This window comes from Acinetobacter sp. 161(2023) (assembly GCF_037027805.1).
In the GTDB taxonomy this organism is placed as follows: domain Bacteria; phylum Pseudomonadota; class Gammaproteobacteria; order Pseudomonadales; family Moraxellaceae; genus Acinetobacter.
Window position 1 is genome coordinate 60,412 of record NZ_JAZEYD010000002.1, and the last position, 16,779, is coordinate 77,190.

Below are 16,779 nucleotides of genomic sequence, written 5' to 3' on the forward strand. Positions count from 1 at the left end.
TTGATGTGAGTATTGCTAGTGGCTGGTTTGATTACAAATAACAATGATTTTATGCACTTATTCCTCCTGTGACTGGAGAAATCGTGCATAAAATTCTGAGATCAGCTTTCAAAAAATTTGTATGGGATAAAAATCACTTCGAAACACTATTTAAGCATGTAATTCATTTAATAATTTAGCTAACAAATCGTTAATAAATTGAATGCGCTTTTCCTGTTCCTCGAGCTGAACCATCACTTTTAAACGCTGTCCACCTTCCATACGATAATAGGTTGGATGCTTTTGCATGAGCTGAATAATACTGATCGCTTGAACAGGTGTATCTGGTGAGAACTCAATATTGCCACCTTGAGTATTAATATCGATTTTGGTGATGCCTAGGTGTTCAGCTTTCAAGCGAATCTGATGGACACTAAACAAATGTTTAACCGATTGCGGAGGAACCCCAAAACGATCAATGAGTTCCATACGGATGTTATCGAGCTTTTCTTGGGTATCTGTATTACTAATACGTTTATAGAACAATAAACGCTGATGTACATCTCCTAGATACTCATCAGGAATAAGCGCAGGAATATGCAAATTAATTTCCGCAGTCAGCGATAATGGTGCATCAAAATTCGGTGTTTTCCCTTGCTGAATTGCCTTAGTGGCTTTTTCAAGCATTTCCATATACAAGCTATATCCAATTGCCTGCATTGAACCGCTTTGCTGCTCACCTAAAAGCTCACCCGCACCACGAATTTCTAAATCTTCTGTAGCTAACATAAAGCCAGCACCCAGAGTAGAAGCACGTTGGATTGCGTCCAAACGTTTTTCTGCATCACCTTTCAAGTGTTTTATAGAAGGAACTAATAGATAAGCATAGGCTTGGTGATGTGATCGTCCTACACGCCCACGTAATTGGTGTAATTGAGCTAAACCAAGTTTGTCGGCCCTTTCTATCAAAATTGTATTAGCACTTGGAACATCAATACCAGTTTCAATAATGGTTGAGCATACTAATACATTAAATTCTTTGTGATAGAACTGCTGCATAACCTGCTCGAGCTCTCGTTCTCTCATTTGTCCATGAGCGACTGCCACACGAGCTTCAGGTACAAGAACACGAATATTTTCAGCAGCCCTTTCAATCGTATCGACTTCGTTGTGTAAGAAGTATACTTGGCCGCCACGTAGTAATTCACGCAAAATAGCTTCTTTAATAGAGGCTTCCGTATGTTCTTGTACAAAGGTTTTAACCGCTAAACGACGGGCTGGAGGTGTAGCAATGATAGATAAATCACGCATTCCCGAAAAAGCCATATTTAAAGTCCGGGGGATTGGTGTTGCAGTAAGCGTCAACATATCTACATCTGCACGCAATGCTTTGATACGCTCTTTATCACGCACACCAAATCGATGTTCTTCATCGACCACCATTAGGCCCAAATCTTTAAATTGCACACTTTCTTGTAAAAGCTTGTGTGTTCCCACAACAATATCGACTTTACCCGCAATTAAATCTTCAATATTTTTTGTATGGGTTGTATTTGAGCCAAAGCGTGACAACACTTCTATACGCACCGGCCAATCAGCAAAACGATCTTTAAAAGATTCATAATGTTGTTGTGCAAGTAAAGTTGTAGGCACTAAAACAGCAACTTGTTTGCCATTTTGCACCGCAACAAACGCAGCTCGCATGGCTACTTCAGTTTTACCGAAACCTACATCTCCACAAACAAGTCGATCCATCGGTCTCGCTTGTTGCATATCGTGAAGGGTGGCTTCAATAGCATTTGCCTGATCGAGCGTTTCTTCATAAGCAAATCCACTGGCAAATTGCATATAAAGCGATTGGTCGAGTTCAAAACCAAAACCGGGTTTTGATTGACGACGTGCTTGTATATGTAACAATTCGGCTGCAACATCATGAATTTGTTCTAGAGCTTTACGTTTAGCTTTACTCCACGCATCACTTCCAATTTTATGAAGTGGAGCTAAATCTGGATCTCCACCACTATAGCGGCTAATAAGATGCAAATTAGTTACAGGGACATAAACTTTTGACCCTTCAGCATAATTTAGCTGCAAGAATTCATAATCTTGCCCCTCAATTGCTAAAGTCACTAATCCTGCATAACGTCCCACACCATGATCAATATGGACAACAGGGGCATCAATACTGAGTTCAGTCAAACTTCGAATTAAGAACTCTTCTGAAACTTCTTGCTGACGTTTACGTCGTCGCTGAACTACCCGATGTTCATATAACTGATTTTCTGAAATAACCGACAATTGGTCTGTTAAAAGTAAGCCACGATCTAGCGGAGCATTTGTAATAGCAATTGCAAACTGGCTCGTCTGAAATTGTTCAAAACTGTCTACGCCAGGAATATCTCCTAAACTGGCACGCAAACCATCTCTTAAACTTTCACGTCGACCTGCACTTTCTGCAACCAATAAAACGGGATGATTTGCTTCATCAATATATTTTTTAACGATAGAAAACGGTTTTTCTTTTTTCGGATCGACCGCTAACTTTGGTGGCTGCTCGACCTTAAGGTTTAATGCACCAGCTTTTTCTTCAACAGTCTCGGCACTTACAAGCATACGCGGGAACTGATTTAAAGCACTGAGCAAATGATTTGGAGCAATAAATAACTCTTCAGGTGGAAGAATTGGCTGATCTACGTTATGACGTCTATCTTCATAACGACGAAAAACTTCTTTCCAAAAGTTAGTTAAATCAGTATCTACATCATTAGTTGTAATTACAATGCAATTCTTTGGAAAGTACGTTGTAAGTGTACTTTGCGATTCCATTTGTGCTTTATCAAAAAACAATGGTAAATAAAATTCAATTCCTGGTGAAGCAATTCCCTCTAAAACATCTTGATAAATCGGGTTTTTCTTAGGGTTTGCTGTAGGGAAAAGTTCGGAATACCGATCTCTAAAAATTGAACGTGCTTCTTTTAACGGAAATTCTTTTGCAGGTAAAACTGTAAAACTTTTTAAAGCTGTAGTCGTTCTTTGCGTTTCTGGATCAAAGAATTTTAATGTATCAATTTCATCGTCAAATAGATCGATACGGATAGGTGCTTCTTGCCCTGACGCAAAAATATCCATAATACTGCCACGCACAGCAAACTCACCGTGATCATAAACAGTATCTACCAAATGATAACCAGCTTGTACCAAACGTAATTTCTGTTGCTCTAAATCAAATTTTTGACCTACACGAATATCAAAATGCTCACCTAAAACCCATGAATATGGTGCAACTCTTTGGGCTAAAGTGCTTGCTGAAAGGAGCAACACCCCCTTCTGAGGCATATTAGATAAAATTGCGAGGCGCTCTGACACAATATCTTGATGAGGTGACAAACGATCATAAGGCAAGATTTCCCAATCAGGGAAAATTGTCGGTTTTATGCCATAAAACTCAAGTTCACTTTCTAATTGAGCAACATGTTGGTTATTTCTAGCGACCACAACAAGTAAAGAAGAATGCTGAACAGCAATTTCTTTAAATAATAATGCAGCAGATGAACCTAATAACGACCCCACCCAACGCTTTTCACCGGCTTTGAGCTGTTGTAAATTCAATTGAGAGATTTCTTGTTGAAACATGTATATGGCTTTTATCAGCTAAGAAGATATAAGCCTAATAGTAGCATGATGTTTTTAGTGAATTGAGTTATTTTTTTGAAAATCAAACTACTAGTTAGGTCTACTTTTTATATTTTTTAATCAATCAACTATGATTATTTATCACGCAAAAACAAAACGTAATATTGATTTAATATTTGTATAATCGCTTTAAGCTCAAGTAGCTTTTCTTGTGTATTTTCCAATCTTTCTACATAACGCTGGGTTGCGATTTCCAGATCAATCTTTTCATTAATTTGTGGAGTAATGAGGAATAATTTCTGAAGATTATCAAAATTTTGTAATTTACGATTTGAGAAATATTCCAGATGTTCTAACCATTTCTCATTGATTACTACATCGTTAATGATAGGTCCTCGTTCAGAATCAAATTTTAATTGACTTTCTTGCAAGTAAAGTTGTTCTGGCGTTTCTTTTGAGCCTTGAAAAAGCTGAGTTATCTTCTTAAACATTTCATCACATCATATTAATTTTAAATTTAAGCAATGGAAGCAATCTCGTTACTTCCATCATATAAGCCTTCGAATTTATAGACTATTCATCGCCTAAATCATCAAGAAAATCGACAGTTGGTACAAAAAATAAGGTACCAGTCTGGGCAGTACTAAAATCAAGCAACCGATCAAGATTACCCTGCTCATTTCCTAAAAACATGTTTTCAAGCATTTGTCGGGTTGTACTAAATTTACGAGAATAGCCAATAAAAAAAGTGCCATATTCATTTCTAGAAGGATTTGAAAAAGGCATATTAGCTCGCATAATTTTAAGTTCATTGCCTTCTGCATCATGCGCTTTACTTACAACATTATGGGCAGTTAAAGGCTTTTCATCATCACCGAGTTCAACATCATTGAACTTTTTGCGTCCAATCACTTTTTCTTGCTCTTCATCACTCAACCCACGCCATTTTTCCATGTCATGTGTATATTTTTGAATAAAAGCATAACTACCCCCGATAAAATCAGGATCTTCATTACCCACTAATGCCCACTGCGCTGCAATAACTGGTTCCGGATTCTCTGTTCCATCTACAAAGCCAATAATTGCACGTCCGTCAAAATAACGAAAACCATGAACTTCATCAATTGGATGCGTTACTTTACCAAGCTGTTGATTAATTATATTACCTAGCTCGTAACATAAAGCCTGACGATCGGCACGAATATGAAAAAATAGATCACCTGCGGTTGAAACAGCTGTGTATTTCGGCCCTCTAATTTCTTGAAATGTTTCTAATTCTTGAGGCTTCGCTTGCTCTGGAAATAAAATATCCCATGCATTTGAACTAAAACCCAACGTCGCATTAAATTTACTTTCTGGATAACGATTAGAGAGGCTTCTAGTTAATGCTGAAAAATTAGCAGCAAAATCTTTTACTTTTTCTATTACAGAATCACCTTGAGCTAGCCCCAATACAATAAATAATGCATTTTCACCAGGAGCGCTTGTTACAGGCTGAATTCTCATACATTCCATAAAATATGCCTTTTTAGGTATTTAACCCTGTTAATTTAGCATATTCATTTTCTTTTCATACATTTTGTAATGAAATCTGATGTTGTTAAGAGTTTAAGTTAAGCGCCTTAAACTCTTACTAAAAATGATCTTAATTAACGCCCATATTGCTTCTTTAAATATTTTACGATTTGAGCAGACTCAAACATCTTCACTCCAGTATTCGGATCTACCAAATAAGGGACCTGCATTTTACCTTGCATAACAAGCAATATTTTTTCTCTTTTTCCACCTTTTAAAGGTACATATTTACCCGGTTTTAAACGAAGAATAGCTGGGCCCTGGTCTTGCCATCTTTCTTTTGCAACATTATGCAAAATATATGGAAGCTCAAGCTCACAGAGTAAACCTCTTACGACTCTTGAATAAGGACTTGCCTCAAAACTCCATAACTCAAGTTTTTGTTCAGGCGCAGCTCTATCAACAATTTTTTTGTTTATCCAAACACCCCGAGCACCATTTAATATGGTTCCAGCAAATGCCACATATGGCATGTTCGGATAATTCGAAAATTTCTGAGGCGTCTTTCCAGTTTTACCGTAGTGTTTAAATAAATGATGAATAATTTGTTGTGATTCATATAACTTATCACCAGTATTTTCATCAATTAAAAAAGGAAACTGTAATTTCCCGCCAGTCTCTTTAACAATAGAACGATATTTCAACCCACCTTTAGGACATGGATAAATTTCGACATCCAGATTCAAAAGTGTAATCACTTCACGAACACGACGACAAAATGGCGAACCTTCAAACTCATATAGCTTCAAAGCTTTTACAGGTTGCTGAGGAAAAGCAGTGCCTGTTACGCCCCTACCACCTTCAGCAATTGCAGATACAACTGCCTGTAATACCTTAATTTGATGATTCACCATCCTGCAATCCTCTATAAATTGTGATTAAACTAATTTTTCTTTTGAAATCACAATTCCATTATTATCAGCATAGATAAAATCGCCCGATTGAATTGTGACACCACCAAAATACAAAGTGGTGCCTACTTCGCCAATGCCTTTACGATTACTTTTTTGCGGAATTGCAGCCAATGCATGCACCCCCAAATCTAAAGTTGCAAGTGCATCAACATCTCGTACACAGCCGTAAATTAAGACACCATTCCAGTTATTTTTAACGGCCGATTCAGCAATCATGTCACCTATGAGCGCACAGCGCATAGATGCTCCGCCATCTACGACTAATACTTTATCTGTACCATCTGTTGCCAGTAACTCTTTTACACGCGAGTTATCTTCAAAGCACTTTACTGTTACGATCTGCCCCTCAAAAGTTTTACGCGCCCCATAACTTTGAAAGAACTTTCCATCCATTGAGGGAATTACAACTTGTAAGTCTTTTTCAGGGTTATCATCTAATAAATCACATGTTACGAATGGTACTGTCGACACTTTTATTCTCCCTTATCGAGTTTTCTGTATGCTCAGATTATCATATCGTTTAAAGGCTTCAATTTGCGTTAGCGCCGCTACGACCATCGTATGAGCCAATTGCTCCGCAGTTACAGGCTTATATTTGAATGGCTTTTGTAATTTATTCTCAATAAATTTAAATAGACTTTGCCCTAAGTCCTCAATAAACCGTACATCACTGCGTTTACCAATCAGTAAAGATGGTCTAAAAATAGATAATTTTTCGAGCTCTAGACTCTCAATATAATCTTCTAGTTGTCCCTTCACTTTATTGTAGAAAATTGGTGAACTGGCATTTGCACCAAGTGCACTCACTAACAATAAATGAATATGTTTATCTTGTACCAAATCTGCCAAATGAGCATTGATTTCATAATCTACAGCATAGAAACCTTGTTTTGAGCCCGCATTTTTTAACGTTGTTCCCAGACAGCTAAATGCATGGGTATGACCATTCACATCTTCATCATTCAACATTAAGAAATCTTCTATGATGAGCTGATTAACTTTGTCATATGTATTAAATACTTGAGATTCTTTTCTAACGACTACGGTAATGGCTTCAAATTCTGGAGCCTGCTGAAGCTTTTCTACGAGTGCTAATCCGACCAGCCCTGTTGCACCGAGCACAATCGCTTTTTTCTTACTTGCTGTCATTTTTTATCCATCCCTATCTAGCTTTGTTTTAAATTTAACCTTTTCTTACCGTTTTAACAGCCCCTAAAACAGCTTAAAACGTTCTCAAGGCTTGACTTCACGGTGTCTATTCATCACAATATGGCACTTGTTTACGGGCTGGTGATGGTTACACCAGTTTACTGGATTGACCACAGCCCGCCCAGACCAACTTATTTTCAAGGAGTGCAAGAGTGGCAAACTCTGCTCAAGCTAAAAAACGTGCGCGTCAAAACGTTACTGCACGTAAACACAACGCAAGCTTGCGTTCTATGGTTCGTACATACATCAAACGCACTTTAAGTGCAATTGCTGGTGGTGATCATGCTGTTGCTACAGAAGCTTACCAAAAAGCTGTTCCTGTAATCGACCGTATGGCTGATAAAGGCATCATCCACAAAAATAAAGCTGCTCGTCATAAGAGCCGTTTAAATGCTCAAGTTAAAGCGTTAGCTAACTAATTAAAGCATGTAAAAAAAGCCCTATTGGGCTTTTTTTATTATCTATCATTTTTGAGCTTATAGCGTTTTTCGAAATTTGGCCACATTCAGCTCATAGGTTTTGCCTCTCCAAATCCATTTTAATTTGCAATTTGGAAATTCTTCGCCCTCAAACCATACAAATATGCCTTCCATCATTTCAGGCCAATCTTCTTTCTTAATTTTATTTTCACCAGAAATTACAGCAACAATTGCAGCAATAATAGTGTCATGACTGACAGCCAAACTAAGTCCGCCTTGAGTTTTAGGATTCGTATGGTAAATAAGCTCTAGTACATCAAAAACACCTGTAATTGGATGCTTCATGCCAGGTAAGGCATTATTTACAAAACTATTAATAAACCCCAAAGCGCCTTGCTTTTTAAAATAAGGAGCAGCTTGTTGTATATCTAGTACAAAGCTACCGGGCTCAACCAGTAGTCCTTGCTCAATAATTTCAATCGTATGCGTATTAAACTCAGGACTTACATCATCAGCCCCTTCAATCATGAGCGCAGCCGTATCGACACAACGTTGTATTGGGCTTGAAATACAATGCTGAATAACACGATCTGTATTTTTAATTAAATAGTTGCCCCATGCCTGCGCAAGATCACGTCCTTGAGGAGTAAGTTGGAGATCATATCCAGCTAAGCCCTGCCCATCCACAAGTTCTCTTAGAGAATGGCGCGTAAATAAGGTCACAGGAGTTGAAGCATCGGGCAATAAATCAATTGCTTCAAACATACTTTTAGGCAATAAATCGAGTGCCATTTTTATCTTGTCATCTTTTTTCAATACTTTGCCACTATAACATGTCTGGCATAACTCTCAATCTATAACACCTGATTGGGCTAGTGCTTCAAATGCTATTTTTTTGCTTTCCTGATCACGAAATGCGATAAAGCCCTTATTTAAAACCGTGTGTCTTTGGTTATATTCAAAAGGTTTTCCATCAAGAGTAAGTAAACCACCGCCTATACTTTCTAACAAACCTTGACCAGAACTGGTGTCCCATTCAGAAGTTGGATGGAATCGCGGGTAAATATCTATTTCACCTTCTAACATCATACAAAATTTATAGGCACTTCCTGCTTCTCGTCGAATAATGTTATTTTTTTCTTCAAGAGGTTGAATAAATTTCTGATACTTCGGATTTTTACTGCCATGACTAAGCCCTATTTGTATAGGCGTATCTGGCAAAGTTGAGGAAATTTGATATTGGTACCACTGTTTTTGAGTGAAGCTATATTTAAAAGGTAAATCTTGCAGATATCCTAAGTACACGACCTGTTCACATGGCACAGCAATAGCTGAAAAGATTGTCTCTTTACCCTTAATCAAACTTAGGTTTATCGTAAATTCATCACGCTCATGTATAAATTCTTTAGTCCCGTCAAGAGGATCTAACATCCAACATGTAGACCAGTCATGACGAGCACTATAATCGCTTTCTTCAGACAAAACTGGCAAGTCTGGAGTAATCTCTGCCAAGTGCTTTAATAAAAAAAGGTTCACTTTTAAATCTGCTTGAGTTACAGGTGAATCATCTTGTTTTTCGTGAATAGTAAACTCATAACCCGCAGAATAATTTTGATATTCTTGTAATAAAATCTGGCTCGCTTGTTCCAAAACCGGAAGAAGCTGATTAATCAAAGTATCTTGTGGACGCGTAGTTGTTATAAACATAAATATGCTCTACATAGTTTCATTTCTATTATAGGTGAATTATGAACAATTCAGTATTCGCCAACAGTTTGATTTACTAGAATAGTCATTTATCTTAATGATTAGATAATCGCTATTTTCCATACATGCTATGTAGTTAATATGAATAATGATGATGTCAAAAAAGCCTTTATTTCGTACAAAAAATACTCTATAAGTTATGAAAAATAAACAACTTAAATCAGATTCATCCATTTCATTTTCATGTATTTCTTGTTATGTTCAATCACACAATAACAAGATGGAAGAAAGCGCACATGATGCTATATGGATATCATTTCTCGACAATAGAACGCAACTGGGAAGAACTTACTCCCTTAAATGAGTTCTTACAAACATTTGCAGATGATGATGGTGATGTTTCAACAAGAGATAAAGAATCTCTTAAAGAAATTATTGCAAAATCAGATACAGCTTTAGCTTTAGCAAGAGAAATGGGTTGGGATGGTAGTTATACAGGATGTCCGTATTTATTCTGGTTACCAAGCAAAAGTAGCCAGTCTTTTGAGTATGGCTTTGTATTTAAACAGACATCAGACAATACAACTTTTGTTATTTCACCTATTGAATTGAGCTATCTGGATCAAGATTCTGAAGTGCAGAAATTAAGTAAAAATATTGAATAAACAATAGAGGTTATTGATTCAAATTTGATATCAATAACCTCGTTTTAATTTCAATCAAACATGCTTAACTGTGGCGTAGGTTTTATAATTTTTTCTTTTGGCACATGAGAGCATTCAAACTCTTCAACTGGAAAACCTTCGATAAAGCTTGAAATATCGGGCGATTCTAAACTTAACCATTCTTCTAATCGGTCATGTGGAATCACAATAACCGATCTTTTGATATCGCCTGGTTCATGAAAGTCTTTCATCATAGGATGGTCTATGGCATCCATGGTCAACATACTTGCAGAACGAACAATCGTTTCATTTATTTTGCAAATTTCATAGATTGCTGCAATAAAAAAAGCCTGTCCATCTTTACGGCGTACACCCCACCGCTCAGGCTTATCATTTATGTATTTACTTTCATAAAACTCTGTCACTGGAATCACACCAAACTTGCATTTAAGTGCAGCTTCCTGAAAACTCGGTTTTTGGAAAATCGTTTCATGACGGGCATTGTAGGTATGTTTTGCTATGTTCGTATCTTCGGCCCATTTAGGAACCAAACCAAACATGACTTCACGCCATTCAAGACCTTGTGGTGATTTGAATAATAGCGGCATTGTTCCCGCGGGATAAACCTCTTCGGCATAGCTAAAGCCGACCACAGGCAACTGAAGTTGCTGCAACTGGGCAAGAGTTAAAGGTTTAAAGTTAGCGCACATAACAAGAATGGACTACCGTATTTTTACTCTCTTATTTTATAAGCATTTACGCGATAAACCAAATAAAAAGGCACTTGAAAGTGCCTTTAACGACATAACTTTACGCTTATGAAACGTGGTGAATCCCTTGAGGAATAGCTTGTAAAAGTCGTTTGGTATAATCATGTTGAGGATGCGCATAGAGTTCATCCGAATTAGCAATTTCAACAACCTCCCCATGATTCATGACCATCACCTGATCAGAGATATACTTCACAACAGATAAGTCATGTGAAATAAAGATATAACTCAGCCCAAACTCATCTTGTAAATCTTGTAATAAGTTAAGTACCTGCGCTTGAACTGAAACATCGAGCGCCGAAACAGATTCATCACAAATCAAAATTTCAGGCTTTAGCGTTAAACATCGTGCAATCGCAATACGTTGCCGTTGTCCACCCGAAAACTCATGGGGATAACGATAGTAAGCTTGCTCAGGTAAATTCACTCGCTCAAGCAGTCCAAGCGCAATTTGTTTACGCTCAGCATCATCTTTACCAATGTTATGGATTTGCATCGGCTCTAATAAAATCTGCCCAACCGTAAAGCGTGGATTAAGAGAGGCATACGGGTTTTGAAAAATAATCTGGATTTTCCGTTGATATTTAGCAAACTCTTTTTCAGTTAATGAAAGAATATCTTTACCTTCGATGAAAGCCTGTCCGCCAGATGCTTGATGTAACCGCATGAGTAGTAGCCCAACGGTTGTTTTACCTGAACCGGATTCACCGACTAAACCTAAAGTTTTTCCTTTAGCAAGTTTAAAAGAAACTCCTTTAACTGCCTGAAACTCTTCTTTGCCAAATAACCCTTTACGACTATAAAAGCTTTTTTTCAGATCTTTTACTTCTAAAATAATTTGCTCATCGCCATTTAAGCCACGTTTGCGCTCGGGAATTTGTGAAGCATCAAAACTTTGTTCGACCAATATGTTGTCTTCTTGACGCATAAAATCGCTGGTCACTGGTAAACGATAAGGTCGTTGTGACATTTGCGGGCGGCAATAGAGCAAAGCTCTTGTATATACATCTTTAGGTTGTTCAAGAACTTCTTCAGCAGCGCCTTGCTCTCTAATCTCACCATGACGCATCACAATGACTTGATCTGCAATTTCACCAACCAACGCTAAATCGTGAGTAATAAAAAGCATCGACATTTGACCGCGTTTACGCAACGATTCGAGTAAATCAATAATCTGCTTTTGGATCGTGACATCAAGCGCGGTGGTCGGCTCATCGGCAATCAGCAGTTTAGGCTCACACGCAATCGCCATTGCAATCATGACACGTTGCTGTTGACCACCCGAAAGTTGATTTGGATAAGCATCAATTTTAGTTTCAGGTGAAGGAATACCTACTTCTTTAAGTAATTCTAAAACACGTTGTCGAGCCTGTTTACGGCTCAACCCCATATGCAAACACAACACTTCTGCAATTTGATTACCAACCGTAAAAACAGGGTTTAATGATGACATCGGTTCCTGAAAAATCATGGCAATATCTTTACCACAGATTTTCCGCATGTCTTTACGAGATAAACTGAGTAAGTCTTTGCCTTCAAATATAATTTTACTTTGATCATCAATTTTACTCTGACCTACAGGCAGTAATCCCATAGTTGCCAAAGAAGTTACCGATTTACCACTACCCGATTCACCGACTAAAGCAACAGTCGTATTAGCTGGAATATCAAAAGAAATTCCTTTTACGGTTTCAATATATTGCTTATCTTCACCTTTAAAACTTACTCGTAAATTTTTAACATGCAGTAACGGCGCATTCTTATTTTCTTGTTCGATCATTTGGAGCTTCCTCTTATTTTAGCTTTGGGTCTAACGCATCACGAAGTGCATCAGTAAACATTGAGAATGCCGTAACCAAAACAGCCATTGCGACAGAGGCTGCGACTAGCTGCCACCATTTACCTAAAAGAAGTTCACTTTGTGCTTCATTTAACATGCTGCCCCAAGACACCACACCTACTGGTACACCAAAACCCAAGAAACTCAAAATGACTTCAGATTTAATAAAAGACACTACCAAAATCGACATTTGAACCAAAGCAATATGGCTGACATTTGGAAAAATATGAATAAACATACGGCGGAAGTGTCCAACACCAATTGCTTTAGCAGCCAGCACATACTCACGTGCGGTATGTTTCATATATTCGGCACGAATTAGCCGATAAACACCCGTCCAGCCCGTTAAACCTAAGATCAGAACAATAGATAAAATGCCTTTTTGTTGAAGTACGGCAGCAATGGCAAGTACTAATAACAAATACGGAATCGAGGTAAAAATGTTGTAAAACCAGTTGAGAATATCATCCACCCAACCCCCAAAATATCCTGAAATTGCGCCTAAAAGCGTACCAATACCTACCGCAAGTAAAGCAGATATCACCCCAACAATAATTGAAGTTTCAGCACCTTTAATTGTTTTCTTTAAAACGTCTTGCCCCCACTTATCAGCTCCAAATACAAGAGTGCTTTTCAGTTGGGTTTGCTGATCTAAAAGATGCCCGCCAAGTTGGTGATCAATGGCTTTCATATCATCGGCTAAAGGGTCAACTACGCCATAGTAGTCAATCGCGCCTCCGGAGCTATTCTCTTGCTTAATTTCAGCCTTGAGTTGATGGATTACATCTTTTAGAGGGTCTACTGGGTTTTCGGGTAATTCCTCGTCAACCGCCGCTGCATTTTGTCCAGCATCTGTTGTCTTATCTGCACCTATAAATGTGGGAGGTGCGTAGCTCACTGCAACTTCTTTATTCCAATCAGATGCAATCACACCCGTCATTGATAGAACCAAGATAATAAAATAAAGCAATACAATCACTAGCGATGACATTGCGATTTTGTCGGCCCGAAGACGTCGCATGGCAAGTTTCCACAGGCCAGATGAATGAGCTTCGGCTTTTGTTTGTTTTTTTCTTTTTGATAAAACGCTCAGCATAGCCCACCTACTTCAACTGTACACGTGGATCAACCACTTTGTAGACCAAATCGGCAATCAGGTTAAAAATCATGGTTGCAGCTGCGATATAAACTGTAATTGCCTTTATGACAGGAAAATCACTTCGCTCAACTGCAATAATGACCTCTCGACCAATACCCGGAATACCAAAAAAACGTTCAATTAAAAATGCGCCTATGAGTAATGCAGGTAAAGTTGACATCACATCAGTAATAATCGGAATTGAAGCATTACGAAGTACATGTACACCTAAAATTCGACTTTCACCTACACCTTTGGCATGTGCTGTTCGAACATAATCCTGATTAATTTCATCAAGTACAAAACTACGATACAAACGTAAGGTAGGTGCAATACTCACAACCAACATGATTAAAATTGGAAGTAAGGCAAATTTAAATAAATTCTCGGTAAAGGTGTCACTCCAGCCTTGCACAGGAAACCAGCTCAGCTGATAAGCCAGAACATATTGAAAAACAATGATGTAAACTAAAATACTAATTGACATAGCAATGGTACATAGCATCATCACCATACGGTCGGTTAGAGAGCCACGTACCGCTGCAACAGCCAATGCCAAAATAATTGAAATAACCGTCTGTAAAATAGTGAGTGGGATTAAAAGCGTTAACGATGGCCCTAATCGAGTTAAAATAATTTGGGAAACAGGTTCACCCGTACTCCAACTCGCGCCATAGTCAAAAGTGAGAATCTGCTTAATAAAAATCCAGAGCTGAACGTAATAAGGCTGATCGACACCCAGCTGTTTACGAATGTTTTCAATCTGTTCAGGATTAGACATCTTACCTGCTAAAATATAGGCAGGATCTCCACCGACCCAGTTAAAAAGAATAAAAATAAGTAAGACTACCCCCAACATGGTTGGAATCATCTGCCATAAACGCCGAATAACATATGCCAGCATAGTAATAATTCCTTATTTAACCCGTTGTCCGGTAATTTCATTAAAGAACGCTTTGTTATCAGGTTCACGGCCAAGGAAATCTTTAACCAATTCAGCTGCTGGTTTTTGACTACCCTGCGATAAAATCGTTTGACGGTAACGCTGCCCAACTTGTGGGTTATTAAGGTTGTCCCCATAGGCAGAAAGCATGTCTAAAGCTAAAACCTCAGACCACATATAGCCGTAATAACCTGCTTGATATCCCCCCATCAAATGTCCAAACTGCCCAGGAAACTCTGTTGTTGGTACATAACCTAAAGCTGTAGCAGCTTCCATTTTTTGCCAATTTTCTAAAGGGTTTACTTTTAAAGCATCAGCAGTATGAAGTGACATATCGTACTGTGCATAAAGAGTTTGACGCGCATAACGCAAGCCACGTCCATAGTTATGTACTGCTTTTAAACGGGCAATTAATTCGTCATCAACACGTGGACATGCTGGATCACAATAATCAGCCACTTTAGATAAGGTTTCTTTACGGCGTGCCCACTCTTCATACATTTGAGACGGTGCTTCTACAAAATCCCGCTCTACAGATGTTCCAGACTGACTGGCATAACGTGTATTTGATAAAATGCCATGTAAAGCATGACCAAACTCATGAACAAAAGTTTCTAGCTCATCACTGTTTAACCCTTTGCGGTTAAAGTTGGTGACTAATGCTGAAACTGGCAATCGGTTAGTTAAAGTGCTGCCACCGTATACTCCCCAAACCGCGGCATGGCCATACTTCCCTTCACGAGGGAATTTATCCATATATAGACCGCCCAAAAGTTTGCCTGTCTTTTTATCAACTACATCGTAATATTCAACTTCGCTCTGCCATGCTTTAACTTTGACAGGTTTAAAATCAATACCATAAAGGTCAGATGAAATAGCAAACAACCATTTTTGAGCAGCTAAAGTTGGGAAGTAATCACGAAGCTTTTCTTGATCAATCTGATATTTATTCTTACGAAGTTTTTCGCTCCAGTAAGCTTCACTCCAACGGGTTATCTCGGTTTTTTCTAACGGCGTTTTTAATGTTTGCGCTTTAAATGCACGTAGTTCTTCTACTTCTTTGCGTTCAAGTGGTGCTACTGTTTTTTGGACTTCTGCTAAAAATTGATTTACAGCCTCAGGCGTTTTAGCCATACGGTCTTTTAAAACCCAATCTGCATAACTTGCTTTTCCAAATAACTGAGCAAGCTCATAACGCAAATCAATTGCTTGTTTGAGTAGTTTTAAATTTTGCTCAGTACCGCGTCGAGTAAAGGCAATTTGATATCTTTTCCGGGCATCATCATTATCTGCCAATTCCATAAAAGGACGATATTCAGGATATTCAAACCCTAATAAATAATTGCCTTTAGCATTTTTCTTTAATGCTGAAATATAACTTTCGGGTAAACCCTTCATCTCTTCTGGAGTAAATTCAAGTTTCTCCGGATTATCGCGGATTTTGCGGGCATATTCTTGTTCAAGTTTAGTCAACTCATCCAGAATAGCCTTCATTCTTGCACGTTTTACAGGTTCAAGTTGAACACCTGTGTCTTCAAACTGATCTAGAATATCTTGGCGGTATTTTTGGTCAATTGGGTCTGTTGCTTGTGTATTTTTGATTAGGTTATATAGCTTCGGGTTCTGAAATATATCAGTGTGAAACTGATTAATTTTGATTTCACAGTCTTCTGCTGCCTTACGTAACTTTGCATCTGGGTCTACATTACTATATAGACTTATCGGACCTGAGAAATCTTCAAAATGCGCAAAAATTTTATCCCATTTTGCCAATATAGGCGCCGCTGCTGTATTATTTTTAACAGGCGTTTTTTCAAAAATTTTAATCTGTTGCTGAATCTTTTTTAAATTAGCATCGCACCATGCTGGAAGTTGTTGGGCTTTAAGTAATGGCAAAGTAGGACGTGTTGTCTCTGCCGCTGCAAACTGACTTATGCCTATTGCCACCATACATAAAGTAGTCATTTTCAGTGCATTTTTTTTCATC

15 protein-coding genes are annotated in these 16,779 nt (G+C 38.1%); 2 read left to right on the plus strand and 13 right to left on the minus strand.

Translation table 11 applies throughout. The annotated features are described in order from the left end of the window. Nucleotides 1-150: 150 nt before the first annotated feature. The 6 genes from mfd to WA249_RS02025 form a co-directional block, all read right to left on the minus strand. A complete protein-coding gene (mfd, locus tag WA249_RS02000; protein ID WP_336166200.1) occupies nt 151-3,612 on the minus strand; it encodes a transcription-repair coupling factor in 3,462 nt (1,153 codons plus the stop codon). A gap of 134 nt (nt 3,613-3,746) precedes the next feature. Continuing rightward, complete coding sequence (locus WA249_RS02005) at nt 3,747-4,103, minus strand: hypothetical protein (RefSeq protein WP_336166202.1); 357 nt, start codon at nt 4,101-4,103, stop codon at nt 3,747-3,749. Nucleotides 4,104-4,185: 82 nt separating this feature from the next. After that, the gene (locus WA249_RS02010; protein WP_080645713.1) at nt 4,186-5,118 is read right to left on the minus strand and encodes a Dyp-type peroxidase; all 933 of its coding nucleotides are present in this window, start codon (nt 5,116-5,118) and stop codon (nt 4,186-4,188) included. Between the two features lie 143 nt (nt 5,119-5,261). Continuing rightward, nucleotides 5,262-6,041, minus strand: coding sequence for a glutathione S-transferase N-terminal domain-containing protein (locus WA249_RS02015; RefSeq protein WP_336166204.1), 780 nt, complete (start codon nt 6,039-6,041; stop codon nt 5,262-5,264). A gap of 24 nt (nt 6,042-6,065) precedes the next feature. Next, nucleotides 6,066-6,572, minus strand: coding sequence for a ribonuclease E activity regulator RraA (gene rraA, locus WA249_RS02020; RefSeq protein ID WP_336166206.1), 507 nt, complete (start codon nt 6,570-6,572; stop codon nt 6,066-6,068). Nucleotides 6,573-6,584: 12 nt separating this feature from the next. Beyond that, nucleotides 6,585-7,250, minus strand: a complete 666-nt coding sequence (locus tag WA249_RS02025) for an NAD(P)H-binding protein (protein WP_336166208.1) — start codon at nt 7,248-7,250, stop codon at nt 6,585-6,587. 212 nt (nt 7,251-7,462) lie between these two features. Here WA249_RS02025 and rpsT point away from each other — a divergent pair, with 212 nt between their 5' ends. Next, a complete protein-coding gene (rpsT, locus tag WA249_RS02030) occupies nt 7,463-7,729 on the plus strand; it encodes a 30S ribosomal protein S20 (protein WP_003651535.1) in 267 nt (88 codons plus the stop codon). Between the two features lie 57 nt (nt 7,730-7,786). On the opposite strand, the gene WA249_RS02035 is transcribed toward rpsT, so the two are convergent. Next, nucleotides 7,787-8,521: a histidine phosphatase family protein gene (locus WA249_RS02035; RefSeq protein WP_336166210.1), complete on the minus strand. Its 735-nt coding sequence runs from the start codon at nt 8,519-8,521 to the stop codon at nt 7,787-7,789. Nucleotides 8,522-8,578: 57 nt separating this feature from the next. Continuing rightward, entirely contained in the window at nt 8,579-9,436 is an 858-nt protein-coding gene (locus tag WA249_RS02040) for a 3'(2'),5'-bisphosphate nucleotidase CysQ family protein (RefSeq protein ID WP_336166211.1), read from the minus strand. A 296-nt stretch (nt 9,437-9,732) separates the two neighbouring features. On the opposite strand from WA249_RS02040, the gene WA249_RS02045 reads away from it, so the two are divergent. Further along, the gene (locus tag WA249_RS02045) at nt 9,733-10,101 is read left to right on the plus strand and encodes a hypothetical protein (protein ID WP_016138275.1); all 369 of its coding nucleotides are present in this window, start codon (nt 9,733-9,735) and stop codon (nt 10,099-10,101) included. A 50-nt stretch (nt 10,102-10,151) separates the two neighbouring features. Here WA249_RS02045 and WA249_RS02050 read toward each other — a convergent pair whose 3' ends face one another. From WA249_RS02050 to WA249_RS02070, 5 genes are all read right to left on the minus strand, one after another. Beyond that, nucleotides 10,152-10,811 (minus strand): SOS response-associated peptidase family protein, encoded by a 660-nt coding sequence (locus WA249_RS02050; RefSeq protein ID WP_336166214.1) that lies wholly within the window; start codon nt 10,809-10,811, stop codon nt 10,152-10,154. 106 nt (nt 10,812-10,917) lie between these two features. Then, the gene (locus tag WA249_RS02055) at nt 10,918-12,651 is read right to left on the minus strand and encodes an ABC transporter ATP-binding protein (RefSeq protein ID WP_336166215.1); all 1,734 of its coding nucleotides are present in this window, start codon (nt 12,649-12,651) and stop codon (nt 10,918-10,920) included. Nucleotides 12,652-12,664: 13 nt separating this feature from the next. After that, nucleotides 12,665-13,807 (minus strand): ABC transporter permease, encoded by a 1,143-nt coding sequence (locus WA249_RS02060; RefSeq protein ID WP_336166217.1) that lies wholly within the window; start codon nt 13,805-13,807, stop codon nt 12,665-12,667. A gap of 7 nt (nt 13,808-13,814) precedes the next feature. Next, nucleotides 13,815-14,753 carry an ABC transporter permease gene (locus tag WA249_RS02065; RefSeq protein ID WP_336166219.1) on the minus strand — a complete coding sequence of 313 codons (939 nt, stop codon included), beginning with the start codon at nt 14,751-14,753 and terminating at the stop codon, nt 13,815-13,817. A 12-nt stretch (nt 14,754-14,765) separates the two neighbouring features. Then, nucleotides 14,766-16,778, minus strand: a complete 2,013-nt coding sequence (locus WA249_RS02070) for a M3 family metallopeptidase (protein ID WP_336166221.1) — start codon at nt 16,776-16,778, stop codon at nt 14,766-14,768. Nucleotide 16,779 lies beyond the last annotated feature (1 nt).